Genomic DNA, 24,474 nt, shown 5'->3' with positions numbered 1-24,474 from the left:
GTGGACCTGCAAGTTCAACGAATTTTTCAGGAGCCTGGCGATGTGTGGCATTGTTGCCGCGGTAGCGCAGCGAAATGTTCAGAACATTCTGCTCGAGGGCCTCAGGCGCCTCGAGTATCGCGGTTATGATTCCGCGGGTATGGCGGTTTGCGATAAGCACGGAGCGCTCAAGCGGCAACGTGCGGTAGGCAAGGTGCAAGCCCTGGCTGAACGCCTTGCGAGCGAGAGTCTGGCGGGTAATTCAGGTATTGCGCATACCCGCTGGGCGACTCATGGGCGGCCCAGCGAACCCAATGCACATCCTCACCAGTCTCGCGAGCGTCTGGCAGTGGTGCACAACGGCATCATCGAGAACCATGAACCTCTACGCGAGGAACTCTCGGCCCAAGGGTATGTGTTCGAGTCGGAAACCGACACCGAAGTGATCGCTCACCTGCTGGAGCGTGAATCACGCACAGCGGGCGATCTGTTGACGGCTTTCAAGCAAGTCGTGTCAGGTCTCGATGGTGCTTACGCGCTGGGTGTGATGACGGTGGACGAGCCCGAGGTCGTGGTGGGCGCTCGCAAGGGCAGTCCGTTAGTTGTGGGAGTGGGCATTGATGAGGCTTTCCTTGCCTCTGATCCGCTGGCATTGCTGCAGGTGACCGACCGCTTCATCTATCTGCTCGAGGGCGATGTGGTACGTCTGTCCAGCGGTGGCCGTATCGAGATTTTTGATGCCTCTGGAGCAGCGGTAGAGCGTCCCATACAGACCTTCGAGCATGGCGATGGTGCGGCAAGCAAGGGCGACTATCGCCACTACATGCTCAAGGAGATCCATGAGCAGCCGGCGGTGATTGCTGCGGCATTGGAAGGTCGTCTGGGCGATCGTTCGGTGTTGGTGGAGAGCTTTGGGCCAGATGCCGAGGCGCTGTTCCGTGCAGTGCGGAATATTCATATTGTCGCCTGTGGTACCAGTTACCATGCTGGCATGGTGGCGCGTTACTGGCTCGAGCGTTATACCGGCGTTCCGGTACAGGTCGAAGTCGCCTCGGAGTACCGCTATCGTCGTGTGGTGGTGCCTGAAGGTACGCTCTTTGTCACCCTGTCCCAGTCTGGCGAGACCGCCGATACCATGGCGGCGTTGCGCTTCGCCATGCAGCAGGGCAACTACCTGGGTAGCCTGGGGATCTGCAATGTACCCGGTAGCTCGCTGGTGCGTGAGGCCAGCCTGAATCTGATGACTCAGGCCGGCCCCGAGATCGGCGTCGCCTCGACCAAGGCCTTTACCACCCAACTGACGGCCTTGATGCTGTTTACCCTGGCGCTGGGGCGGGTACGTGGCATGCCGGATGATGAGCAGGCTGAACTGGTCGAGGAATTGCGTCGCCTGCCGGGCCTGTGTAGCCAGGTATTGGGACTGGATGCTGATATCGAGGCACTGTCCACCGCCTTCGCCGAGAAACACCATGCCTTGTTCCTGGGGCGTGGCGCTCACTTTCCGATAGCTCAGGAAGGCGCACTCAAGCTCAAGGAAATTTCCTATATTCATGCCGAGGCCTATCCGGCTGGTGAGCTCAAGCACGGGCCATTGGCGCTGGTCGATAGTGAGATGCCAGTGATCTCAGTGGCGCCCAATGATGATCTGCTCGACAAACTCAAGTCCAACCTTCAGGAAGTACGTGCCAGGGGCGGTGAGCTCTATGTCTTTGCCGATGAGAACGTAGGCCTGACACCGGCGGAGGGCATCAGTGTGCTGCATCTTCCGCATATCCACGAAGCTCTGGCACCGATACTGTATACCCTGCCGCTGCAGTTACTGTCTTATCACGTGGCCGTGCTCAAGGGCACTGACGTCGATCAGCCGCGTAACCTGGCCAAGTCAGTGACCGTAGAGTAGTGCAACTGTCATGACTGGCTACTGTTGAAGGATGGCCAGGTCGTTGTAGAAGATCGTAGATACCGCCACCTCTGAGTGGCGGTTCTCTTTTTGATCAGGCCTCTTGAGCAGGATACGTTGATTGTGGAGTGACTCCTGTCATAGCTGTGCTACGCAAGGGCACGGGGAGTCAAGGGGCTCGGGGAGGGGGGGCGAGTGGTGGTGTTGCGGAAGATTGCGGATCGAGCAGTTGGTGCTGTTTCCAGCGACCACTGCGGAACCAATACCAGGCAACCAGCACGGTAACGACATTCTGGATCGGATAGGCTAGCCAGATTCCGACCTCATCAAGGCTGGTGCGCTCCGCCAGCAGCCAGGCCAGCGGGAACTGCAGCATCCACAGTGATACCAGGGCGATGATCATTGCCACCATGGTATCGCCGGCACCACGGAAGGCTCCAGCGATTACCGTCTGAGCCCCCATCAGGCCAAAGGTCAGTGCCATTAGACGCAGAAACAGGGCGCCTTCGGTAATCACTTCAGGCGTGTCGGGAACGAAGATGGCGACCAGTGGTTCGGCGAAGATTGCCGCCAGTATGCCGACCACTGTCAGCGACACAAAGGCAATCAGCGCGCTCAAGTTGGCCGTTTTCTCGGCGCGTTCCACCTTGCCGGCACCGATGTTCTGTCCCACCAGCGCAGAGGTTGCCTGGGCCAGCCCCAATGCCGGAATGATAACGAAGCTGAGCAGGCGGGTACCGATGCCGTAGGCAGCGAGAGTCACGGTACCGAAACCGGCAACCAGTGTCGTCATCAGCATCATACCCAGAGCACGTGTACTCTGTTCCACTGCCGTGGGCCCGCCAAGTGCAAACAGTCGCCACAACAGGTGGAGGTCGGGACGCATATGATGCCATTGCAACTGAATGCCGAAACGTCCATAGAACAGTAGATACAAGCCGATGACAGCGGACAGGGCCTGGGTAATAACCGTGGCCACCGCGGCACCGGAGACGCCCATCGCCGGTACTGGGCCGAGCCCGAGGATCAGCAGTGGGTCGAGGATGAAGTTGAGTACCACGGTGCCGAATACTATCCATAACGGGGTGCGCGCATCGCCTACACCGCGCATCAGTGACTGGAAGGCGGCATAGACGAACATGAATGGCATACCGAGAAAGGAAATCTGCAGATAGTCGGCAGCAGGCGGAGCCACCTCCGTGCTGGCGCCGAGAAAGGTCACGGCGTGGGGACTGATCAGATAGCCAGTGATCGCCAACAGGAGTGACAGCACGATCATGCCGAGCATGGCCTGAGCCGCGACGTGATTGACGGCATCCAGCTCTCTTCGACCATAATGTTGAGCAGCGAGGATGGTGCCGGCGACTGCCAGACCGATGCCTACCGAGATCAACAGGAACAGGACGGGAAAGCTCAGTGATACTGCGGCGACGGCATTCGCACCCAATCGCCCGACCCAGAAGGCATCGATCAGCTGATAGGCAGTCTGCAGCATGTTGGCTACAACGATCGGTGCCGCGAGACGGATCAGCGTGGAAAGTGTTGAGCCAACGGTCAGATCGCGATGAGAGCGAGTCATGGGCAATCCTTTGCAGCACAGGTCATGCAGGTGAAAAGGTTGTACACCGATGAAGCAGGCAGGATCAGGCACTTGATCCTGTGGAAGAAGCCTGATCCTGTAAAACGATTCGCAGGCAATCCGGCATTGCTTGAGTGGTGCTGTGTCACTGACAGGGTCTGCTCAAGATAATAGCAAAGTTACTGCTGAGCGCTGCTGAAGGTAGTTACCATAAGACCTGCAAGCTGCCGGATTGGTTCGGGTAGCGGGATAGCCATGCAAAGGACTGACACCACGCCATGACGGGGCCCGACATCAGCAGACATTCGCCACAACATCAGCCATCGTTGTATATGGGCCTGGCGATGTGGGCCAACCCTGATTGGCGTTACAGCCTTTTTCCACCGCACGCTGGTCGGGAGCACTGGCTGGAGGAGTACGCTGGAGTGTTTTCCGCGGTGGAAGGCAATACGACGTTCTACAGCGGTGCTCCACGCCCTGAAGTTGTTGCTGGTTGGGCCGCTCAAGCGCCTGCGCACTTCCGTTTCTGTTTCAAGCTACCGCGACAGTTGACCCATGTGCAGCGTCTGCAGGATATCGACGCTGGTCTTGACCACTTCCTGAGTGCACTGTCACCACTGTCAGGCCTGCTGGGGCCGATGATGATTCAGTTGCCGCGTGACTTCGGCTCTTCCGAGCTGCCTGCGTTGGAGAGGTTGCTGGAACGTTGGCCTTCAGAAATTCCTTGTGCAGTCGAGGCGAGACACAGTGATTTTTTCCACAAGGGTGATGCCGAGCGAAATTTCAACAGGTTGTTGATAACTCATGCTGCCAACCGTGTGATGCTCGACGTACGACCGCTGTTTTCGACTGACTCGGACGACCGGCCTGAACTCCTTCAGGCACAGGCAGAAAAGCCAAAAGTCCCATTGCACGTGATCTCTACGGGAGATTTTCCTTTGATTCGCTTCATTGGCCATCTTGACAATTCCATCAATGAGAGCTACTTCGCAGCCTGGCGAGATCGACTTAGCCTGTGGATAAAACAGGGGAAAACCCCTTTCCTGTTTGTGCATACTGCGGATAACCGCAGCGCGCCGCAGTTGGCCAGGCTGCTGCATGATTCCGTGGATGACTTGCCTGAGTTGGCTCCCTTCGCTGGAGAGCGGCAGAATCGACTACTGTGACGAAAGGACTCTGGTGTTTTTCCGCATCATCGGCTAATTTGTCCGGTCGTTCGTCACTTGCCATGGGCCAGTTCCGTGTATTACACCTACCCGGTGTACTGCGGCACTTGTGCTCGCCGGTCCACATCGGTACCTGATCCGGTGCCGAATTGAGTGGTGTAACGGCAGTGATCCTGCTGACATCCGTCAGACCCCTTGTTGAATGATGTGCCCGCGAACCGGGACATCGAGGACGTGGCGACTACAAACACAACCCATCATCGCATCTGATCGATCGGTGATGACACGTATCCAACGGGTGGAATATGTCCAAAGCCAATCATGCGCAGTGGTCTTCGCGCTTTTCGTTCATTCTCGCTGCTACTGGCTCTGCAGTGGGGCTCGGCAATATCTGGAAGTTTCCCTACATGGTGGGGCAGAGCGGCGGTGCCGCTTTCGTGCTTGTGTATCTTCTGTGTATCTTCTTGATTGGTTTGCCGATTCTGGTTACCGAGTGGATGCTTGGCCGGCGCGGTCAAAGTAACCCGGTTACGACCATGAGCAAGGTTGCTCACAGTGCAGGGCGGACTCGTGCCTGGGCACTGGTCGGTGTGTCGGGGGTTCTCGGCGCCTTCCTGATCCTTTCCTTCTACAGCGTGATCGGCGGTTGGTCGCTCTATTACACACTGGGTAGCGTTACCGGTGATTTTTCCGGCCAGACTGCTGAAGGCATTGGTAGCCTGTTCGAGGGCATGCTGGGCAATCCCGGCCTGTTGTTGATGTGGCACTCTGTATTCATGCTGGTAGTGATCCTGATCGTAGCCCGTGGTGTGACCAAGGGACTGGAAGGCGCGGTCAATATCATGATGCCGGCGCTGGCAGTACTGCTGCTGGTGTTGGTGGGTTACGGCATGACGACCGGCCACTTCGGTGAAGCTGTCACTTATCTGTTCAGCCCAGACTGGAGCAAGCTCACCGGTGAGACCGTACTTGCAGCGTTGGGCCATGCATTCTTCACGCTGTCGCTGGGTATGGGCATCATGCTGGCCTACGGTTCCTACCTCGGCAAAGAGGTCAACCTGATCAAGACCGCGCGTACCGTGGTGATCATGGATACCGTTATTGCGCTGGGAGCTGGTTTGGCGATCTTCCCGATTGTCTTCGCCAATCAGTTGGATCTTGCATCCGGCCCGAGCCTGATCTTTGTGACGCTACCGGTGGCATTCGGCAATATGACCGGTGGCGCTATTCTCGGCTTGATGTTCTTTGTGCTGTTGACCTTTGCCGCTCTGACCTCGGCGATTTCACTGCTCGAGCCGGTGACTGAGTTCCTTGAGGAGCGTACACCGCTGTCACGCGCGCCTTCCGCGATTGTTGCTGGCCTGGCGGCCTGGCTATTGGGGGTTGCCGCGCTGTTGTCGTTCAATCTGTGGAGCGGCGTTACCTTCTTTGATCTTGGCATCTTCGACCTTCTCGACAAGCTGACCAGCAAGTTCATGCTACCGTTGACGGGGCTTGGTGCGGTGGTCTTTGCTGCCTGGTTCTTGAGCAAGGAAGAAGTGCGTGCGGAACTGGAGCTGGGGGACACAGGTTTTGGTCTGTGGACTCTACTGACCAGGTTTGTCGCGCCGATCGGTGTGCTGGTGGTGTTCTTTGCTAGCCTGTAGCAGCTGATGATATAGCAGTACGACTCCCTGAAGCCCGGCAACCGCCGGGCTTCAGCGTTCCATTCTGCGTGTTCTGGTATCTTCAGTGTTTGGTGTCTTCAGTGTTGAATGCCCAGGTCCTTGATGACTGGGCTCTGGAATCCTGTTGAGGGAGGGAGACACTATCCTGCCGGTTGGCTGGTGATATCTCTGCAGTGCTTGCGGACATGAGTAGAGTGGCAGGGAGTGTGTGAAGAGATTGGCGCGAGTGGGACTCTGGCGTGACAGGTGCTTTGGCATGATAGGGGCTTTGGCATGAGGGGGGCTTTGGCGCCGAAAGCCAGAGGTGGCGCCACTTCTGTGGTGGCAATTTTTGCGGTGACAACGCCCTACGGGATACCGGAACTGGATCCCGTGGAGGACTGCTCATGAACGCTGCGCTTCAGGTAGTCGCAACGCCCTGTCTCAGGCCCGCAGTGTTTTCAAGTCTGATCCTTGAAGAACTCCTTCAGGATCAGAACGGGCTGATCAATGCATTTCGTCTTCTACGGCGTCTTCGGGGAGCTCCGCAATATCCTCGGATAGACGCTTGAATTCCCGATGAAGTTCGATTCCGCGGCGAGCGCGTAGATTGCGCTGTGCGGCGGTACGGGAGCGCCGTTCGTGTTCGGCGACTTCCATGCTCATGAAGATGTCGAGGAGTTCACTCTTGAGGGAGGTTAACCGTTCGACATTGCGCATGATCGACTCTCCTATGCAGTGAATGTGCCGGCATCAAGGACGCTGCGCGACACTGCATCTTTTACTATACCGTACTTGACAAAAAGATGACGATCGGGAGCTCAGATCTGCAAGGTCATACCAGGCAGGCCTGTGCTGGAGGACTCGCGACCGCTCTCACGCATGCCAACCGGAACCAGGTTACAAGCATTCCTGCTGTGCTTCGGGCATACTGCATTCTGATAATGGCGATATACGCCGTATGCCTGGTTTTCAGTTATACAAGTTCTTCTGTCATGTAAGTTCTTCAGTTGAGTGAGGTGTTCAGGGTGAGTCGGGCGCTGTTTGATGAAATGCGACGTCGCATGGAGCACTTCCGGCGCTCCGAGCAGAAGGTGGCACGTTTCGTGTTGCGTAATCCGGAAGAAGTTATCCACATGCGGATCGTTGACCTGGCCACGGAAGCCAAGGTCAGTGAGCCGACAGTGGTGCGCTTCTGTCGCGCCCTCGGTTGTGACGGTTTTCAGGACTTCAAGCTGAAGATGGCGCAGATGCTGGCCGCCGGTAGCCAGTTCGCCCAGTTCTCGATGAACGATAGCGATTCTGTCGCTGAATTCTCGCATAGCATCTTCGATTCCACCGTGGGGACCCTGTTGTCGATTCGTGACCGACTCGACAATGAAGGGCTGAACAAGGCCATCAATGCATTGGCCATGGCCAATCGTGTCGAGTTCTATGGCTTTGGCGCTTCGGGGGCTGTCGCCTTCGATGCTCAGCACAAGTTCTTCCGCCTGCAGATATCCACAGCCGCTTATGCCGATCCGCATATGCAGAACATGTCGGCAGTGACGCTCAAGGAAGGCGATGTGGTGGTGGCGATTTCCCAGACCGGTCGTACTCGTGCGTTGGTCGCCAGCGTCAAGCTGGCGCGCGAAGCCGGTGCCACCGTGATTGGTTTGTGCCCCAGCGGCTCGCCGCTGGCCGGAGAAGTCAATTTGCCGTTGTACATCGATGTCCATGAAGACACCGAGATCTATACCCCGATGAGCTCACGTATCGCCCACCTGGTGCTGGTCGATGTGTTGGCAGTGGGCGTGGCCAAGACTCGTGGCCCCAAACTTGCCGAACAGCTCAAATCGGTCAAGCGCAGCCTCAACCCGCTGCGTTACCCTGAACCGGACGAGAAATGATTCGGGCGAGCTGTAAGAGGTGAGTTGGAAGAGGGAAGTAACCCCGGCTCCCGGCTTTTCTCTTCCTTCTTCTTCCTTCCCTCTCTCTTTTCTTACTGTCCATTCATCCAGCATCGCTGTGGTAGACTAGGCTTCCATTTTCGACCACGACGGTGTCTTGTTCATGGATGATGTCACGGCGATCATCGACGGCCTCAATCCGGCTCAACACGAAGCGGTATGTGCCCCGCAAGGCAATATGCTGGTGCTGGCCGGTGCCGGTTCCGGCAAGACACGGGTGCTGGTGCATCGCATCGCCTGGTTGATGCAGGTTGAGGGCCTATCGCCCTATGCAGTGTTGGCGGTGACGTTTACCAACAAGGCGGCACGCGAGATGCGTACGCGCCTGGAGTCGGTGCTGCGGATGTCGCTGCGCCATGTCTGGGTAGGCACCTTCCACTCCATTGCTCATCGCCTGCTGCGCACTCACTGGCAGGATGCACGCCTGCCCCAGCATTTCCAGATCATCGACTCCGATGACCAACTGCGTCTGATCAAACGCCTGTTGAAAGATGGCCGGATCGATGACGAGCGTTTTCCACCGCGCCAGGTGCAGTCCTTTATCTCCGGTTGCAAGGAAGAGGGGTTACGGCCCCACCAGGTGAAGGTCAACGGGGACGCCTATGTCGAGCAGATGGCAGAGCTGTATAACGTCTATCAACTGACCTGTGAGCGTGGCGGTCTGGTCGATTTCGGCGAGTTGCTACTGCGCAGTCTCGAGCTGTTGCGTGATAATCCAGCGCTACTGGCCCACTATCAGGAGCGTTTCGGCCATGTTCTGGTCGATGAGTTCCAGGATACCAACACCCTGCAGTATGCCTGGCTCAAGCTGTTGACCGGCCAGCGTACACCGATGACCGTGGTGGGTGATGATGATCAATCGATCTATGGCTGGCGCGGCGCACGGATCGAGAATATTCGTCGCTTTGAGGAAGAGTTTCCGGATACGCGCACCGTACGCCTCGAGCAGAACTATCGCTCTACCAGCGCCATCCTCGAGGCCGCCAATACCTTGATTCGTCAGAACTCTGACCGTATGGGCAAGGAGTTGTGGACGGCAGGCGAGCGTGGAGAGCCGATCTCGGTATATGCCGGCTTCAATGATATGGACGAGGCACGCTTCATCGTCGATACCATCAAATCCAGGGTGGACGAAGGGATCAATCGCCGTGACATCGCCATTCTCTACCGCTCCAACGCCCAGTCGCGAGTGCTCGAGGAAACACTGATCCGTCAGGGTATGCCTTATCGTATCTATGGTGGGCATCGCTTCTACGAACGTCTCGAGATCAAGAACTCACTGGCGTATCTGCGCCTGCTGTTGAATCGTGACGATGACGCCTCCCTCGAGCGGGTCATCAATGTCCCGGCGCGTGGCATCGGCACGCGTACCGTCGAGATTCTGCGTGAGCGGGCTCGTCACACCGAGGTCCCATTGTGGCAGGCGCTGCACGACGCACTTGCCGATGGCTCGCTGAAGGGACGCGCGGCGACCTCTCTCAAGGCATTTGCTGATCTGATTGACGGTTGCGATGACGAAGCCTCCGGGCTCGAGCTGCATCGCATCATCGAGTTGATCAACAAGCGCACCGGATTGATCGAACACCACCGCAATGAAAAAGGCGAAAAGGGCCAGGCGAGAGTCGAGAACCTTGAGGAACTGATCAATGCGGCAAGGGCGTTCGTGCAGGGCGAGACTCAGGGAGATATCGAAGTCGGTGAAGGCATGGTGGCGCTCGAGGCCTTCCTTGCCGAAGCCGCACTCAACGCTGGAGATCATGAAGCCGACGAGTTCGAGGATAGTGTGCAGTTGATGACGCTGCACTCGGCCAAGGGGCTGGAGTTCCCGGTGGTGTTCATTGCCGGTGTTGAGGAGGGGCTTTTCCCTCATCGCATGTCGCTTGAGGAGCATGGTCGACTCGAAGAGGAGCGGCGCCTATGTTATGTCGGCGTTACCCGGGCCATGCACAAGCTCTACCTGACCCATGCCGAGATACGTCGCATGCATGGCAAGGAAACCTTCCAGCGTCCGTCACGGTTCTTGCGTGAATTACCGGAATCGCTGCTTGAGGAGGTCCGTCTGCGTGGCCAGGTGTCGCGACCCGTGAGTGTCAGGCCGTCTCCATCCCGCTGGCAGCAGGCGAGCATTGACGCCAGTGATGACCTGCCGGCCCTGGCGCTGGGCCAGCGCGTTGCGCACCCGGTGTTCGGAGAAGGAGTGATCATCAATGCTGAAGGGCAGGGCGAGCGGGCGCGTGTCCATGTCAGTTTCGAGGATGAAGGCGACAAATGGTTGGTGCTGGGTTTTGCCAAACTGACTCCGTTGTGAGGGAGAAGGGCACACTGAGCTGATCAGGAGCCGCTTGCAGGCTAATTTCCGTTTCCCGCATACTGCCTGGCGGACACTGCGCCACAGGATAATGTCGGCGCCGACATAACAACCTCAGGAGCACGCCTAATGGAACGCCGTTCCTTCCTCAAGACTGCCGGTATTGGTGCTGCCGGTGTTGCCGCAGCCCCCTTCGTCAGTACCGCCAGCGCCCAGGACACCATCACCTGGAATATGGTGACGTCCTGGCCGAAGAATTTTCCTGCACTGGGCACCGGTGCCAATGATTTCGCGGCGCGTATCGAACGCCTTTCCGGCGGGCGGATGCGCGTAAAGGTACACGGTGCCGGTGAGATGGTACCGGCCATGGAAGTGTTCGATGCCGTGGCTCAGGGCACCGCCGAGATGGGACATTCCGCGTCCTATTACTGGCGTGGCAAGGTGGCGGCATCCCAGTTCTTCACCGCCGTTCCCTTTGGTATGAACACCACCGAGACCAATGCCTGGCTGTACTACGGCGATGGCCAGAAACTCTGGGATGAGCTCTATGCCGAGCACAACCTCAAGCCCTTCCCGGTAGGTAACACCGGCACCCAGATGGCGGGTTGGTTCAAGAAGGAAATCAACTCTCTTGATGACATGCAGGGGCTCAAACTGCGTCTGCCAGGCTTGGCGGGTGAAGCAATGGCCGGCATCGGTGTTTCCACCCTGACCATTCCCGGCAGTGAAATCTTCACCTCATTGCAGACTGGTGTGCTGGATGCAGCGGATTGGGTTGGCCCCTACAACGATCTGGCCTTCGGCCTTCATCAGGTGGCGGACTACTACTACACCTCAGCGTGGAACGAGCCCTGCGCGATACTCGAAGGCACCGTCAATCTGGATGCCTGGAACGCACTGCCAGACGACCTCAAGGCGGTGGTGACCGAAGCCGCGATGGCCTCGAATCTGGCCATGATCAGCGAATTCGCACTGCGCAACGCCGAAGCGCTGGACACGCTGGTCAACGAACATGACGTTCAACTGCGCGCTTTCCCTGAGGATGTCATCAAGGCGCTGTACGATTCCTCTCAGCAGGTGATTCAGCAGCAGGTAGACAGTGATCCGCCGTCTGCGAAGATCTTCGAATCCTACCAGGCCTTCCAGCAGAAGGTGCGCGGTTTCACCGACGTAGGTGAGTTCGCCTACCTGAAAGCTCGTGAGAGCGTGGTACAGAGCTGATACCGAGAACGAGCTACGAGTTGGCCTTCCGCCGCTCGTAGCTTGTCGTTATGGTTCATGTCTGTACTGCTCGGATACGGCCGTTGTCGTCCAGAGCCACCATCACGAAGTAGGCTTCGGTGACCTTGTGTAGCTCGTCATCCCATACTTCGACATCAATCTTGATCGAGCTGTGGCCGATATCGCCAACCTCGGTATAGATGCTGATCACTGAACCGACGCGTACCGGACACAGGAAATCCATGGTTTCCACTGCCACGGTGGCTGTGCGTCCATGGGCCTCGCGGCCTGCAGTCAGTTCAGCAGCCTGGTCCATCTGACTGATCAGCCAGCCGGCGGGAATATCGCCATGGGCATTGGTATGCGCACGTGTTGCGGCGATTTTCAGGGCCAGTTGGCCACGGGGAGTTGGAATGTCATCGACTTCAGTCATGGTGGTCGTCCTGACGCATTGTTGTCATTGTGGTTATTGTGGCGACACTAGCATGTGCTGACATCATGCCATGCTATATACCGCCCCTCTACTTGCTGATAGACCACATCACTGCGCGGAGGGTCCATGCAGTTGTTGCGAAATCTTCAGATAACAGGAAATATCGTCTGCCTGTTGTTGCTGTGTTGCCTCGGTCTGACCCCAGGCTGGGCCCAGGCTGATGATGTGGTGGGCAATCTGGATACCGTGGGTTCCGATACCATGGCGGAGTTGATGCTGCGCTGGGGAGAGCTTCTGAGGCAGGATCATCCCGGCCTGAGGGTGCAGATGCAGGCCAGCGGCTCTGCCAGCGCCCCGACAGCACTGACCGCGGGTACGACGCTGATCGGGCCCATGTCGCGACCGATGCTGGATAACGAGCGCTCGAGTTTTGCTGAACGTCATGGATATCAGCCGACGCGCGTGGCAGTAGGTCGAGATGCGCTGGTGATAGTAGTCAATCGCCATAACCCCCTTCAGCAGCTTACTGCGCAGCAACTGGATGCGATATTTTCCGATACCCGACGCTGTGGTGCTGAAGCAGAAGTGACACACTGGAGTCAGTTGGGGCTCGACTCACCTTCGGGGCGCATCCATGTGCATGGACGCAATGCGGTGTCCGGTACCCATGAGCTGTTTCGCCGTGCCGCCTTGTGTGATGGCAACTTTCGAGTCACGGTCAATGCGTCGCCCGGTTCAGCGGCGGTGGTCGCCGCAGTGGGGTCGGATCCTGGTGCCATCGGCTATGCTGGCCTCAACCACTTGACGGCCGATGTGCATACCGTTGCCATCGGGCCCCGTGGAGAGGCTGTGAGTCCCAATCATCAAACGCTGCATAGTGGGGCCTATCCCATGGCACGAGAGCTGCTGTTGTACGTCAACCGTCCTCCAGACGCCGCCCTACCAGCGCCGGAGCGTGCGCTGCTTGACCTGATTCTGTCACCACGCGGACAACAGGTGGTGACTGAGTTGGGGTTTGTGGCGCTGCCGATTCCCGAGCTCGAGACTCAGCGGCAACGCCTTGGCCTGCCGGCATTTGGCGATCTGGATGTATTGTCCGGGACCTGAGGATCAGAGAACTTGCCTGGTGGACGGGAAGTTGTGAATTGGCGGTTGTCATCTTGCTGTCATGAAATTGCCTTAACTTTGCTATATGAACCCGGTCATTATTTCCCATGCCTGACGCGCCCACGCCTGACTCTTCCGCGAAGAGTCCGCTACATTTGCACCGCTATCGCCAGCGGCGCGATCGGCTGGCCAGGGCTCTGATCACCGCCGGTGGGATTGGCGTGTTGATGGCGGTATTGGCGATTGGCGTTTTCCTCGCAGTGGAGGTCATTCCGCTATTCTTTCCTTCCGATGACCTTCCGTCGGAAACGGCACCCAGGCTGACTCTCTCCATGTTGTGGCAGCCGCAACCCTACGGTGACAATCTCGAATATCGCTGGCTGCCCTATCGTCTCGAAGAAAGTGGGACCCCATACGTCAGTCTGGTGCCGCTGGCATGGGGAACCCTGGAAGCCGCGGCATGGGCATTGGTGCTCGCGGTACCATTGGCACTGGGCGCAGCGATTCATTCCAGCCTTTACATGTCTCGCCATCTGCGAACACGTATCAAGCCAACGCTTGAACTCATGGAAGCCATGCCCAGTGTGGTACTGGGTTTCATTGCGGGTCTGGTGCTTGGGCCCTGGGTGGAGCTACATCTGGCGATGGCATTGATGACGGTACTGTTGCTGCCGCTTGGTGTGTTATGCCTTGCCGGAGCGCGCCGCTGCTTACCTGGCGGCTGGCGATTGGCATTGTCGCTGCGCTGGGCATCATTGTGGCTGATTCCATGGCTGCTGTTGCTGGTATGGCTTGCCCACTGGTTGGCGCCGCTGTTTGAGGATTGGTGGTTTGGCGGGGATCTCAGGTTGTGGATTGAAACCTGGCTGGGTTGGGACGTCGAAGCACGTAATGCACTGATCCTCGGTCTGGCGATGGGCTTCGCGGTCATGCCGGGTATCTATGCGCTGGCCGAGGATGCGTTGGTGGATGTGCCGCGCGGTCTCTCGGACGGCGCACAGGCAATGGGCGCCACTCGTTGGCAGACGCTAACCAGAGTGGTGTTGCCAGTGGCCTGGCCGGGAATCTTCTCGGCGATGATGATCGGTGCCGGGCGCGCTGTGGGCGAAACCATGATTGTGCTGATGGCCAGTGGTAACACCGCACTGATGAGCGCCAACCCGCTGGATGGATTGCGTTCGCTGGCATCCAGCATTGCCATTGAACTGCCCGAGGCCGGCCCCGGTGGCACCCACTATCGCTTGTTGTTGCTCGCTGCTCTGGCATTGTTCCTGTTTACCTTCCTCGTCAATACGCTGGCCGAGTTGGTGCGTACCCGCCTGAGGCGGCGCTTCCGTATTGTGCGGAGTGACCCATGAAAATTCCCGGACATACTGCCGTCGAATCGGCACAGACGGGACGCTGGCGCAGCGGTGAAGGGCCCTGGGCATGGTGGTGCGCGATGGCCGTGGCACTGTCGCTGCTGATGCTGGGTGCATTGCTGGTGTTGTTGATGAGCCGCGGTCTGGCCAACTTCTGGCCCTCCGAAGTGCATCGACTTGGCCTGGCGGATGGTAGTCAGGTCATCGGCGTGCCGGTGGAAACTCGGCAAATTCCGGACGCAGGTAGCAGCGAAGCGGGTAGCAGTCGAGAGGGTAAAGAGGAGCGCCGTTACTTTACTGCCAACCGTGATGTCTCCGGTGGCATCTGGCGCTGGGTAGATGTAGAAGACATAGAGCAGGACACCACCCCAGCCGATATTGTGCACCTCAAGCGGATGAGCTGGAGTGATTTTCTTGGCCACCTGGTGGCGGTCAATGTGGCTGGCAAACGTTTCGATGGTGACGCGGCTTGGCAACAGATTGACAAGAACCTTTCCGAAATCAGGAAGTTGCGTGATCAGCGTGACGTGCTGGAGAACACTCGAATTCTGCCGTTGATTCGTCAACTGGAAGGCAATGGTGAAGACATTCAGCTTCATCAGCGTCTCAGTGAGCTCCAACAACAGGCGCATGATCTGCAAGCATCGATGGGCGGTACCACGCTGATTCTCGAGACCGCTGAGGGTTGGCGCCTCGAACAACCACTTGACGAAGTGGATGCCATCTTTCAGCCCAATAGCATGAATTTTTTCCAGAAAGTGGGTCACTGGGCCCGTGGGGTATGGCAGTTTCTCGCAGAGGGACCCCGCGCAGCCAATACGGCGGGAGGCGTATGGCCAGCGATTTTCGGCACGGTGCTGATGGTGATCCTGATGTCGATCCTGGTCACCCCCTTCGGTGTACTGGCTGCGGTCTACCTCAATGAAGTTGCCCATCAGGGACGGTTGACCCGGCTGGTGCGGATCGGTGTCCGCAATCTCGCGGGCGTGCCTTCGATTGTCTATGGCGTCTTCGGGCTTGGTGTCTTTGTCTATGGCATCGGCGGACAACTGGATGAATGGTTCTTCGCCGATACGCTGCCATCGCCGACCTTCGGCACAGGAGGATTACTGTGGGCCTCGCTGACACTGGCGCTACTGACCTTGCCAGTGGTCATCGTCGCCACCGAGGAAGGACTGGCGAGAATTCCCATGCATCAGCGGGAAGGTGCATTGGCGTTGGGGGCCACCCACCTTGAAATGCTGACTCGTGTGGTGCTGCCGATGGCAATGCCGGCGATGCTGACCGGGATGATTCTGGCGGTTGCGCGTGCCGCCGGAGAAGTTGCTCCCTTGATGTTGGTTGGGGTGGCCAAGCTGGCTCCTCAGGTGCCGGTGGATGGAGAGTTCCCCTGGCTGCACCTCGAACGCAAGTTCATGCACCTTGGCTACCAGATCTACGATTCGGCCTTCCATTCCAGTGATGTGCAGGCGGCCTTGCCTTTGATCTATGCCACAGCGCTATTGTTGGTACTGGTGATTCTGGTGCTTAACCTTACTGCAATATTCTTGCGTCACTATTTGCGCACGCGTCATGGCGCGTTCGCGCGTCAATGAGGCTGGGGAGTTGATGTCCGTCAATCGTAAGCCGAAGGATGGCAGTGTTCAGAGCACTCGGAATAGGGCGATCATGGATTTTCCCTCCACCGAGACAAGCCTTGATATCGAAGGGCTGACGCTCGCCTATGATGGCAAGCCGGCGCTCAGAGACTTGACGCTGCGTATTCCACGTCATCGAGTGACTGCCTTCATCGGCCCCTCGGGATGCGGAAAATCCACTCTGCTGCGTGCTCTCAACCGCCTGCATGATCTGGACGAGAGCGTGACGCGGCAGGGTTCCATTCATCTGGAAGGACATGACATTCATGATCCTCGGGTTGAGGTAGCGGAACTCAGGCGGCGGGTCGGCATGGTATTTCAGACACCCAACCCGTTTCCGATGTCGATCTACGACAATGTGGCTTTTGGCCTGCGCTTGCAGGGAGGATTGAGTAAACGGCGTATCGACGATGTCGTCGAGTGGGCGCTGAAATCGGCGGCGCTGTGGGAGGAAGTGAAGGGGCGCCTGCGCGCGTCGGCATGGTCCCTGTCGGGGGGCCAGCAACAGCGCCTGGTGATTGCCCGTACCCTGGCCGTTGAGCCGGAAGTGTTGTTACTCGATGAGCCAGCCTCGGCGCTGGACCCCATCTCGACACTGAAGATCGAGGAGTTGATCGGCAACCTGAAGTCGCATCTCACTCTGGTGCTGGTGACCCACAACATGCAACAGGCGGCGCGGGTGTCGGATTACACAGCGTTTCTGCATAACGGCGAACTGGTGGAGTATGGCTCGACGGATACCCTGTTCACCCATCCCCGTCTGCGGCGCACCGAGAATTATATTACCGGGCGAATGGTCAGTTGACCGAGTCCGACAGGAGAGACCTATGGATATCACCAGCGATACCCACAGCCAGCACATTTCTCGTCAGTTCAACCATGAACTCGAGGAGCTCAAGACCCACCTGATGGCCATGGGTGGACTGGTCGAGAAGCAGGTGCAGGACGCGGTCAGCGCACTGCTCGATGGTGACTCGACGCTGGCCGAGCGTGTGGTCGACAATGATCGTGCGGTCAATGACATGCAGATCAAGATCGATGATGAGTGTACCCGTGTACTGGCGCGTCGCCAGCCGGCGGCTTCGGATCTGCGTCTGGTGCTGGCGGTGATTCGTGCGGCCTCCGATCTAGAAAGGATCGGCGATGAAGCCAGCAAGATCGCGCGTAATGCCATCGAACTCATCGGCAGCAATAATGGTTCCAGAGGCTTCGTGGAAGTCCGCAACATCAGTGAGCATGTGCGGCGTATGGTGCGTGATGCACTGACATCCTTTGCACGTTTCGACACTGAACTGGCGATGGAAGTCGTCCAGGAAGACGATCGCGTCGATAGCGAATATCAGAGCGCCATGCGTGCCTTGATGACATTCATGATGGAAGATGCTCGCTCGATTTCTCCGGTGCTGGGTGTGATGTGGATCCTGCGCGCTCTCGAGCGGATCGGCGACCACGCCAACAACCTGGCCGAATATGTCATCTACCTGGTCAAGGGGCTGGATATCCGCCATACCGACCCCGATGATCTTGATCATGATGCCATCACCGGGCCTGGCCCGGCGAGAAAGCAATAAGCGTGGTCGGGCAACTGGTAGGCGTGTATCGAGTCTTGACCTCCGAGACATAAGCGGCCTCAATAGAGCCGCTCCTGGCGGGATGGCAATATGCCGCTGTCCTCTTCGGGCTATCGCAATCGGCGATGGCCCGTTCTCGTTTCAGGAGGTCGAAATCAGTTTCAGGGGCTGGAAGGCCGGTCACTGCCAAGGATGTATGAAATGTTGAATGCTATGGATGCCATGAGACGTGGCACTCGTCTGGTCTACAGTCGCGGTTTGCGGCGTTACGTGTTTCTGCCGATTCTGGTTAATCTGGTGGTCTATGTTTCGATGTTCAGCTATGTGCTGAGCGAGTTTGGTGGCTGGCTAGCCAGCTGGATGGCGATGGTCCCCGGTTGGTTGAGCTGGCTCGAGTGGCTGATCTGGCCGTTGTTCGTGGTCAGTCTGGTGCTGATCGTCTTTTTTTCCTTCACCCTTGTGACGCATTTGATCGCCGCGCCCTTCTACGGTTTTCTGGCGGCACGGGCCGAAGTCGAGCTGACCGGCAGGGAGCCGCTCGATGATCGTGGCTGGCTGAAGACCGGTGTCGACGCGCTGGGCCGGGAAATGGTCAAGCTGGCGTATATCCTGCCGCGCATGATTGCGTTGTTCATCATCAGCTGGATTCCGGTGTTGAACCTGATTGCGCCGCTGCTCTGGGTGCTGTTCACCGCTTGGACCATGTCCATCACTTACCTCGACTATCCGATGGACAACAACAAGGTCAGTTTCCGGGATATGCGCAAGCGCCTGTCGGCTCGCTGGTGGCCGAGTCTCAGCTTTGGCGGGTTGGTGACGCTGGTGACCTGGATTCCGTTGGCGAACCTGTTCCTGCTGCCGGGTGCTGTGGCGGGAGCGGTCCTGATGTGGGATCAACACTATCGACAGCTACCAGCGGTGACCGATGGCAGCAGCGGACGTTGAGACAAGGGGTAGCCAGTATCCTGCGCTACTCTGGTGTCTGTGCCTGGCTGCACTGCGCTGCGCCGGGCTCGTCATTGGCGGCAATATCAACCAGCCGCTGGGTAGGAAAGATACAGCGGAAGGTCGCGCCCTGACCAGGCTGTGAGCTGATCTCGAGGTGAGCATTGTGGCGCAGCAGCACGTGCTTGACGATGGCGAGGCCAAGGCCGGTCCCACCGGTAGCGGTGCTGCGTCCCTTGTCGACACGGTAGAAGCGTTCGGTGAGGCGTGGGATGTGGCGTGGATCGATGCCCTCGCCATTATCCTCGACCTCGAAGCAGGCACCTCCCGGGCAGGAACGCCAGCGCAGCTGAATGTGCGCACCGTCTCCGGCATAGCGCACCGCATTGAAGGCGAGGTTGGACAGCGCGCTGTGGACTTCCTTTTCGCTACCCCAGAGCGCATGGGGGTCATCGACACTGATCTCGATTCGCTGGCGGTCATTGGATAGCGCGTTGGCATCGCGTTCCACGGCCTGCAATAGACTGCGCGGGTCGAGACGGACATGGTCATTGCCGCCCTGGTCATTTTCCAACCGTGACAGCAGCAGCAGGTCATTGACCAGGTTCTGCATGCGCCGGGTCTGTCCCTGCATCTGATCGATGCTCCGCGCCAGGCGTGCTGGAAGCATCTCCGCCATGTCGCTGTAGGTTTCCAGGTAGCCAGTCAGTACGGTCAGAGGCGTGCGCAATTCGTGCGAGACGTTGGCCACGAAGTCACGGCGCATCTGTTCGAGGCGGTGGAGACGAGTGATGTCGCGTGCCATGAGCAGCCGTTCGTCGTCACCATACAGGGTGATCTGGAACTGCAGCATCATGTTCTCGTCGATGGGCGACGGCAGCGACAGCGGTTCGCGATAGTCTCGTTTGTTGAGGTAACCGACGAAGCGCGGATCACGCAGCAGGTTGGTGATGTGCTGGCCGCGATCCTGGGCTGGTTTGAGCCCGAGCATGCGTTCGGCGGCGCTGTTCCACCACTCGAGGTCACCATGGCGGTCGAGCATCACCACGCTGTCGCGCATGGCTTCAGACGATTCCTGGATACGCTGCAGCGTCGAGCGTAGGCGACGCTGGGTGATGCGTTGGCCTTTCTGGTAGCGGTATAGACGATCGAACAACTCACCCCAGATGCCGGTGGCAGCGGGGGGTTCCTGCTGAGGACGGTGGGTCAGCCAGTCATAGAGGGCGTGTAGCTGACGCAGATGGTAGGCCAGTATCAGGCCGAGGCCGATGATGATGCCCCAGGCGGCAAGGGAAAAAGGCCAGCCGAGCAGCGCACCAATCGTAACCAGTGCAGTCAGTCGCCACAGCTCGCGTCTCCAGAGAAGTCCCACTAATGGCCCTTACACCTTGGCGGAGAAGCGGTAGCCGGTGCCGCGGACCGTCTGAATCAATTGCTGATGCGGCTCACCGAGTGCCTTGCGCAGGCGGCGGATATGAACATCCACGGTGCGCTCCTCCACATAGACATTGCCACCCCACACCTGATCGAGCAGTTGGCCACGGGTGTAGGCACGTTCCTGATGGGTCATGAAGAACTGTAGCAGGCGATACTCGGTCGGACCCATTTCCAGTGACCGACCTTCTACGCTGACGCGATGGCTGACCGGGTCGAGCATCAAACCCTCAACTTCAACGGGGTCCTCGATGCCTCGTGGCGTCGCACGGCGCAGTACTGCCTTGAGGCGGGCGACCAGTTCTCGCGGTGAGAACGGCTTGGTGATGTAATCATCGGCGCCGGCTTCGAGCCCCTGGATCTTGTTGTCTTCCTCACCCTTGGCGGTGAGCATGATAATCGGCAATTCTGCGGTAGTTTCCTCGCGCTTGAGACGACGAGCCAGTTCAATACCGCTGGTACCAGGCATCATCCAGTCGAGCAGCACCAGGTCGGGTTGGTGGTCGACGATAATCGCATGCGCGGATTGGGCGTTGTCGGCCTCGAGTACGCGGTAATCGGCCATTTCCAACGCCACAGCGATCATCTCACGGATAGGCGCTTCATCGTCGACGATCAGAACGGTCTTGGCGGTCATCCCGGGGCCTCATGAATCAGGGGCGTAAATACTGCTCTGGGGCATGGACAGTGCTCAGGAGCACAAGATACTACGCTGATGATGACAGCATTTAATTATGACGTTTTGGTTACAGCTTGTGCAGAAACATGAATATGGCATGCCGAAAAATATGCTGCCGGAAGCTGAATTGGTGCCGTTCAGTGACTGAAAGTTACTCAAGGAGTGATGCTGGGGTACAGGCTCAATCCCAGCCCCGCGAACAGTAGCAGGCCCGACCAGTGATTGTTGAGAAATGCCTGAAAGCAGCGGTCGCGGTCGCGATCACGAATAAGGCGTTGCTGGTGGAGGAAGGTCGCGGCCATGGAGGCCAGGCCCAACCAGTAGAAACCGCCCAGTTGGAGAAGGGCACCGACCCAGATCAGCAATACCAATGTGGCCAGCTGCAGCAGCCCGATGATCAGGCAATCGAAGCGCCCGAACAGTACTGCCGTCGACTTGATGCCGACGCGCAGGTCATCATCACGATCGACCATGGCGTATTGGGTATCGTAGGCCACCGTCCACAGCACATTGGCGATAAACAGCAACCAGGCGACCTTGGGCACCTCGCCCAGTACTGCACCGAAGGCCATGGGAATTGCCCAGGAAAAGGCCGCGCCCAGTACGACCTGGGGGAGGTTGGTATAGCGCTTCATGAAGGGGTAGCAGGCGGCCAGCGCCGCGCCGATCAATGACAGCCAGACGGTAAAGCCGTTGGTGAACCAGACCAGCACGAAAGCCGCAGTAATCAGCAACGCAAACAGCACCTTGGCTTCGGTCTCGCTGATACGGCCAGTCGCCAGCGGCCGGTTGCGGGTGCGTTTGACGTGACCGTCGAAATGACGATCCGCGTAGTCGTTGATCACGCAGCCGGCGGCACGCATCAGATAGACACCGAGCACGAAGATCAGCAGCGTGCTGCGTTCCGGGATGCCCTGCGATGCGACCCACAACGCCCATAGCGTTGGCCACATCAGCAGCCAGGTGCCGATAGGGCGGTCGAGGCGCATCAGGGCGAGAAAATCGGGGAGGCGCGTCAGCAGGCCTTGTGGGCGCAGCAGGGATCGATCCATCTGGCTATCTCGTGGTTGGCTGCCGCGTTGCTGTCGATGCGGCCTGATCGGAAATGGGGTCAGCCTATCGCGGCCAGCCGGGGTTGACCAGTACCGCTGTAAGGCTCAGGGCGTCAGTGACAGATCGCGGCACATCTGTGGCAGAAAGGCTTCCTGAACCAGCAACGCCCAACCATCATGGCGAAAGACTGAGCGGCGTTGCCAGATCCCGCTCTCACCATGGATCGGGCGCGGTGACTGACTGACTTCGATGGGACCACGCTCGAGATCTGGCTGGCGAAACAGCCAACTGCCCAGTGAGGTTTCTCCGAGCCCGGCAAAAGGTGCTGAACGACGTGGAACCAAAGGGGCGACCGAACGCGCCACCACCCAAGGTTGGTCATCGACGCACAACGCGACTTCACGTAGCCAGGCACGGCGCCCGTCCATCAGGCCGAGTGCGGCGGCTTCGTCGTGGTAGGGTTGACCACTGCGTTCATCGAGCAGGCGGACATTGAAGCGGCGCTCTCCTGCGGCCTGTACCAGGCGTTGGGTCAAGGAGTCACGAGAGGAGATCCATTGCCACCAGCTCTGGCTCATCTTCGGCCGTGCAGTCGCCAGCGGCTGCCATCGAGGATCCTGTGTCATCGCGCTTTCCAAATATCATGTCTGCTCAACATTCATGCCAGTTCAAACCCCACGCCAGCTCGAACCCCTGTCGCCGTCGTAAACCGCTGGGGGGCGGTAGTGTACCATGTGGCATAGACGGGATTGGCCCCCGATGGCCTCCGTAAGCCTGCAAGGACCTGAGGAAGCAAGATGCAAGCACCCCTGACGATCATTGGCACTGGCATGGCGGGAATCGGCCTTGCCCGCCAACTGCGTGCTCTGGGCAATGACCGCCCCATCACCCTGATAACCGCCGATTCCGGTGACGACTACTCCAAGCCGCTGCTGTCCACTGGCTTTGCCAAGCGTATGCCGCCACAGCGTCTGGCCATGCGCTCGGCGCTTGAGGTAGCAGATCAGCTCGGCGCGGTGGTTCGCACCAGAACCAGGGTCGATGCCATTGATACCAAGGCGCAGCAACTGGTGATTGGAGAGGAGCGTCTGCCGTGGTCGGACCTGGTGCTGGCAACCGGTGCTGTTCCACGTCCACCGTTTGCGATCGGCTCATCACTGGCTAATCGAGTATTTTCCATCAATGATCTCGATGATTACCGAGGGTTCCATGCCGCTCTGGAGTCACTGGGGCGTCCGGCGAGGGTCGCGATTGTCGGGCTGGGGCTGGTTGGCTGTGAATTCGCCAATGATCTGCAGGCCGGTGGACATCAGGTGACGCTGGTGGGCCCCGAGCAGGCGCTTCTGCCACGTTTGTTGCCAGAGCCACTGGGGCTGGCGCTGGGCCGTGTCTTTGTTGCCTCAGGTATTGATGTCCATTATCAGCGTCTGGTGACCAGGGTGGACCAGCAGGGCGCTCAAGCCACCTTGATACTGAATGACGGCCAACAACTGCAATCCGATCTGGTGCTGGTAGCAACCGGATTGCAGCCGCGCACCGAGCTGGCTGTGGCGGCGGGGCTCGAGGTTGGCGAAGATGGCGTCAAGGTCAATCGTCGGCTGACCACTAGCGAGGCCCATGTGCATGCGCTGGGGGATGTGGCTTGTGTCGACGGTATCAATGCCATGTACGTCCAACCCCTGCAGGCAGCCATCAGGGCACTGGCTGCAACGCTTGATGGCAAGCCGACAGAAGTCGGTTATGGTGCCTGGCCAGTGCTGGTCAAAACCCCGTTATTGCCCGTGGTCTCTCTGCCTCCGGCCCACGACCGAGTGACCTGGCGTATCGAGGCTGATGGTGAGGATATGACGGCGTTGGCAGAGGATGAACTTGGACAATTGCAGGGCTTTGCGTTGACCGGTAGCTGCGTTCGTCGGAAAGTCGAACTGGCGCGGGCGGCACCGCCGTTGCTAGGCTAGATTGGTCAACGGGGCGGATGGATCTGATTTTCGATGCTCCGTTGAGGTGCCATCTTTGTGTCGTAGCTGTTTCCCTGGCTTGGCTGAGGGAGTGCGACAGAAAGTGGATATGTATCCGTATTTGTAGGTATAACAATGACACCGGTGTCATCTCACCGGTGGCAAGCCAAACTCAGGAGGGCTTTATGCGCAAGCCAGAACTCGCCGCGGCGATTGCCGAGCGTGCCGATCTTTCCAAGGACAAGGCCAGTCAGGTGCTCAATGTCATCCTCGACGAGATCACCGGTAGTGTTTCCCAGGGCGATGATGTCGCGCTGATCGGTTTCGGTACTTTCACTGTGCGCGAGCGTGCTGCCCGCACCGGTAAAAACCCTCAGACCGGAAAGCCGCTGAATATCCCGGCGAGCAAGACGGTCGCTTTCCGTCCCGGCAAGGGACTCAAGGACGCTGTTGCGAAGTAAATCGCCATTAGGCTCCCCGCTCGCCGCTTCACCACTGGATAGGCGATGCACACGGCCCGGCGCCCCGGGCCGTGTACTTCTCTTCAT

At 58.5% G+C, this 24,474-nt stretch carries 21 protein-coding genes; 14 read left to right on the top strand and 7 right to left on the bottom strand.

Annotation, left to right across the window (positions count from 1 at the left end):
- Positions 1-40 precede the first annotated feature (40 nt).
- A complete protein-coding gene (gene glmS / locus AR456_RS20550; protein WP_021819485.1) occupies positions 41-1,879 on the top strand; it encodes a glutamine--fructose-6-phosphate transaminase (isomerizing) in 1,839 nt (612 codons plus the stop codon).
- A gap of 169 nt (positions 1,880-2,048) precedes the next feature.
- Here the strand turns inward: glmS and AR456_RS20545 are convergent, their stop codons facing one another.
- Entirely contained in the window at positions 2,049-3,458 is a 1,410-nt protein-coding gene (locus AR456_RS20545) for an MATE family efflux transporter (protein WP_021819484.1), read from the bottom strand.
- A gap of 278 nt (positions 3,459-3,736) precedes the next feature.
- Here AR456_RS20545 and AR456_RS20540 point away from each other — a divergent pair, with 278 nt between their 5' ends.
- Both AR456_RS20540 and AR456_RS20535 read left to right on the top strand, forming a co-directional pair.
- Positions 3,737-4,624 carry a DUF72 domain-containing protein gene (locus AR456_RS20540; RefSeq protein ID WP_021819483.1) on the top strand — a complete coding sequence of 296 codons (888 nt, stop codon included), beginning with the start codon at positions 3,737-3,739 and terminating at the stop codon, positions 4,622-4,624.
- A 305-nt stretch (positions 4,625-4,929) separates the two neighbouring features.
- On the top strand, positions 4,930-6,270 hold the full coding sequence (locus AR456_RS20535) for a sodium-dependent transporter (protein ID WP_021819482.1): 1,341 nt from the start codon (positions 4,930-4,932) through the stop codon (positions 6,268-6,270).
- Between the two features lie 507 nt (positions 6,271-6,777).
- Here AR456_RS20535 and AR456_RS20530 read toward each other — a convergent pair.
- Positions 6,778-6,990, bottom strand: a complete 213-nt coding sequence (locus AR456_RS20530; protein ID WP_021819481.1) for a PA3496 family putative envelope integrity protein — start codon at positions 6,988-6,990, stop codon at positions 6,778-6,780.
- 308 nt (positions 6,991-7,298) lie between these two features.
- Here AR456_RS20530 and hexR point away from each other — a divergent pair, with 308 nt between their 5' ends.
- From hexR to AR456_RS20515, 3 genes are all read left to right on the top strand, one after another.
- Positions 7,299-8,159 carry a transcriptional regulator HexR gene (gene hexR / locus AR456_RS20525; protein WP_021819480.1) on the top strand — a complete coding sequence of 287 codons (861 nt, stop codon included), beginning with the start codon at positions 7,299-7,301 and terminating at the stop codon, positions 8,157-8,159.
- Between the two features lie 163 nt (positions 8,160-8,322).
- A complete protein-coding gene (gene uvrD, locus AR456_RS20520; RefSeq protein ID WP_021819479.1) occupies positions 8,323-10,527 on the top strand; it encodes a DNA helicase II in 2,205 nt (734 codons plus the stop codon).
- Positions 10,528-10,656: 129 nt separating this feature from the next.
- Complete coding sequence (locus AR456_RS20515) at positions 10,657-11,748, top strand: TRAP transporter substrate-binding protein (RefSeq protein ID WP_021819478.1); 1,092 nt, start codon at positions 10,657-10,659, stop codon at positions 11,746-11,748.
- A gap of 55 nt (positions 11,749-11,803) precedes the next feature.
- Here AR456_RS20515 and AR456_RS20510 read toward each other — a convergent pair whose 3' ends face one another.
- Positions 11,804-12,181 (bottom strand): acyl-CoA thioesterase, encoded by a 378-nt coding sequence (locus AR456_RS20510; protein ID WP_021819477.1) that lies wholly within the window; start codon positions 12,179-12,181, stop codon positions 11,804-11,806.
- A gap of 126 nt (positions 12,182-12,307) precedes the next feature.
- On the opposite strand from AR456_RS20510, the gene AR456_RS20505 reads away from it, so the two are divergent.
- The 6 genes from AR456_RS20505 (at position 12,308) to cysZ (ending at position 18,802) form a co-directional block, all read left to right on the top strand.
- Positions 12,308-13,288: a PstS family phosphate ABC transporter substrate-binding protein gene (locus AR456_RS20505; protein WP_021819476.1), complete on the top strand. Its 981-nt coding sequence runs from the start codon at positions 12,308-12,310 to the stop codon at positions 13,286-13,288.
- Between the two features lie 107 nt (positions 13,289-13,395).
- Complete coding sequence (locus AR456_RS20500; RefSeq protein ID WP_035588603.1) at positions 13,396-14,646, top strand: ABC transporter permease subunit; 1,251 nt, start codon at positions 13,396-13,398, stop codon at positions 14,644-14,646.
- Positions 14,643-16,244, top strand: coding sequence for a phosphate ABC transporter permease PstA (gene pstA, locus AR456_RS20495; RefSeq protein ID WP_021819474.1), 1,602 nt, complete (start codon positions 14,643-14,645; stop codon positions 16,242-16,244). Before AR456_RS20500 ends, pstA begins: the two co-directional genes overlap by 4 nt.
- Before the next feature lie 73 nt (positions 16,245-16,317).
- The gene (gene pstB / locus AR456_RS20490; RefSeq protein ID WP_021819473.1) at positions 16,318-17,091 is read left to right on the top strand and encodes a phosphate ABC transporter ATP-binding protein PstB; all 774 of its coding nucleotides are present in this window, start codon (positions 16,318-16,320) and stop codon (positions 17,089-17,091) included.
- 22 nt (positions 17,092-17,113) lie between these two features.
- Positions 17,114-17,857, top strand: a complete 744-nt coding sequence (gene phoU, locus AR456_RS20485) for a phosphate signaling complex protein PhoU (RefSeq protein ID WP_021819472.1) — start codon at positions 17,114-17,116, stop codon at positions 17,855-17,857.
- 201 nt (positions 17,858-18,058) lie between these two features.
- Positions 18,059-18,802: a sulfate transporter CysZ gene (cysZ, locus tag AR456_RS20480; protein ID WP_021819471.1), complete on the top strand. Its 744-nt coding sequence runs from the start codon at positions 18,059-18,061 to the stop codon at positions 18,800-18,802.
- Between the two features lie 25 nt (positions 18,803-18,827).
- Here the strand turns inward: cysZ and phoR are convergent, their stop codons facing one another.
- The 4 genes from phoR to AR456_RS20460 all read right to left on the bottom strand — a co-directional run bounded on the left by phoR (position 18,828) and on the right by AR456_RS20460 (position 22,594).
- A complete protein-coding gene (gene phoR / locus AR456_RS20475) occupies positions 18,828-20,174 on the bottom strand; it encodes a phosphate regulon sensor histidine kinase PhoR (RefSeq protein ID WP_021819470.1) in 1,347 nt (448 codons plus the stop codon).
- Positions 20,175-20,183: 9 nt separating this feature from the next.
- Complete coding sequence (gene phoB / locus AR456_RS20470; protein ID WP_021819469.1) at positions 20,184-20,873, bottom strand: phosphate regulon transcriptional regulator PhoB; 690 nt, start codon at positions 20,871-20,873, stop codon at positions 20,184-20,186.
- 197 nt (positions 20,874-21,070) lie between these two features.
- Entirely contained in the window at positions 21,071-21,967 is an 897-nt protein-coding gene (ubiA, locus tag AR456_RS20465; RefSeq protein ID WP_021819468.1) for a 4-hydroxybenzoate octaprenyltransferase, read from the bottom strand.
- A gap of 105 nt (positions 21,968-22,072) precedes the next feature.
- The gene (locus AR456_RS20460) at positions 22,073-22,594 is read right to left on the bottom strand and encodes a chorismate--pyruvate lyase family protein (protein WP_021819467.1); all 522 of its coding nucleotides are present in this window, start codon (positions 22,592-22,594) and stop codon (positions 22,073-22,075) included.
- Positions 22,595-22,765: 171 nt separating this feature from the next.
- On the opposite strand from AR456_RS20460, the gene AR456_RS20455 reads away from it, so the two are divergent.
- Both AR456_RS20455 and AR456_RS20450 read left to right on the top strand, forming a co-directional pair.
- Complete coding sequence (locus tag AR456_RS20455; protein WP_021819466.1) at positions 22,766-23,926, top strand: NAD(P)/FAD-dependent oxidoreductase; 1,161 nt, start codon at positions 22,766-22,768, stop codon at positions 23,924-23,926.
- 185 nt (positions 23,927-24,111) lie between these two features.
- Complete coding sequence (locus AR456_RS20450; RefSeq protein WP_021819465.1) at positions 24,112-24,387, top strand: HU family DNA-binding protein; 276 nt, start codon at positions 24,112-24,114, stop codon at positions 24,385-24,387.
- Positions 24,388-24,474: the final 87 nt, after the last annotated feature.

The sequence above is a fragment of the Halomonas huangheensis genome (genome assembly GCF_001431725.1).
In the GTDB taxonomy this organism is placed as follows: Bacteria; Pseudomonadota; Gammaproteobacteria; order Pseudomonadales; family Halomonadaceae; genus Halomonas; species Halomonas huangheensis.
Note: the sequence above shows the minus strand (reverse complement) of the source record. Positions and strands in the feature narration are given on the sequence as shown.

Bases quoted from the DNA above. Each gene is read 5' to 3' on its own strand.
- AR456_RS20460 (WP_021819467.1), bottom strand. From the start codon at position 22,594: ATGACACAGGATCCTCGATGGCAGCCGCTGGCGACTGCACGGCCGAAG.
- glmS (WP_021819485.1), top strand. From the start codon at position 41: ATGTGTGGCATTGTTGCCGCGGTAGCGCAGCGAAATGTTCAGAACATT.
- AR456_RS20510 (WP_021819477.1), bottom strand. From the start codon at position 12,181: ATGACTGAAGTCGATGACATTCCAACTCCCCGTGGCCAACTGGCCCTG.
- phoB (WP_021819469.1), bottom strand. From the start codon at position 20,873: ATGACCGCCAAGACCGTTCTGATCGTCGACGATGAAGCGCCTATCCGT.
- AR456_RS20535 (WP_021819482.1), top strand. From the start codon at position 4,930: ATGTCCAAAGCCAATCATGCGCAGTGGTCTTCGCGCTTTTCGTTCATT.
- AR456_RS20540 (WP_021819483.1), top strand. From the start codon at position 3,737: ATGACGGGGCCCGACATCAGCAGACATTCGCCACAACATCAGCCATCG.
- AR456_RS20505 (WP_021819476.1), top strand. From the start codon at position 12,308: ATGCAGTTGTTGCGAAATCTTCAGATAACAGGAAATATCGTCTGCCTG.
- ubiA (WP_021819468.1), bottom strand. From the start codon at position 21,967: ATGGATCGATCCCTGCTGCGCCCACAAGGCCTGCTGACGCGCCTCCCC.
- AR456_RS20515 (WP_021819478.1), top strand. From the start codon at position 10,657: ATGGAACGCCGTTCCTTCCTCAAGACTGCCGGTATTGGTGCTGCCGGT.
- AR456_RS20450 (WP_021819465.1), top strand. From the start codon at position 24,112: ATGCGCAAGCCAGAACTCGCCGCGGCGATTGCCGAGCGTGCCGATCTT.
- cysZ (WP_021819471.1), top strand. From the start codon at position 18,059: ATGTTGAATGCTATGGATGCCATGAGACGTGGCACTCGTCTGGTCTAC.
- uvrD (WP_021819479.1), top strand. From the start codon at position 8,323: ATGGATGATGTCACGGCGATCATCGACGGCCTCAATCCGGCTCAACAC.
- phoU (WP_021819472.1), top strand. From the start codon at position 17,114: ATGGATATCACCAGCGATACCCACAGCCAGCACATTTCTCGTCAGTTC.
- AR456_RS20545 (WP_021819484.1), bottom strand. From the start codon at position 3,458: ATGACTCGCTCTCATCGCGATCTGACCGTTGGCTCAACACTTTCCACG.
- AR456_RS20500 (WP_035588603.1), top strand. From the start codon at position 13,396: ATGCCTGACGCGCCCACGCCTGACTCTTCCGCGAAGAGTCCGCTACAT.
- pstB (WP_021819473.1), top strand. From the start codon at position 16,318: ATGGATTTTCCCTCCACCGAGACAAGCCTTGATATCGAAGGGCTGACG.
- AR456_RS20530 (WP_021819481.1), bottom strand. From the start codon at position 6,990: ATGCGCAATGTCGAACGGTTAACCTCCCTCAAGAGTGAACTCCTCGAC.
- pstA (WP_021819474.1), top strand. From the start codon at position 14,643: ATGAAAATTCCCGGACATACTGCCGTCGAATCGGCACAGACGGGACGC.
- AR456_RS20455 (WP_021819466.1), top strand. From the start codon at position 22,766: ATGCAAGCACCCCTGACGATCATTGGCACTGGCATGGCGGGAATCGGC.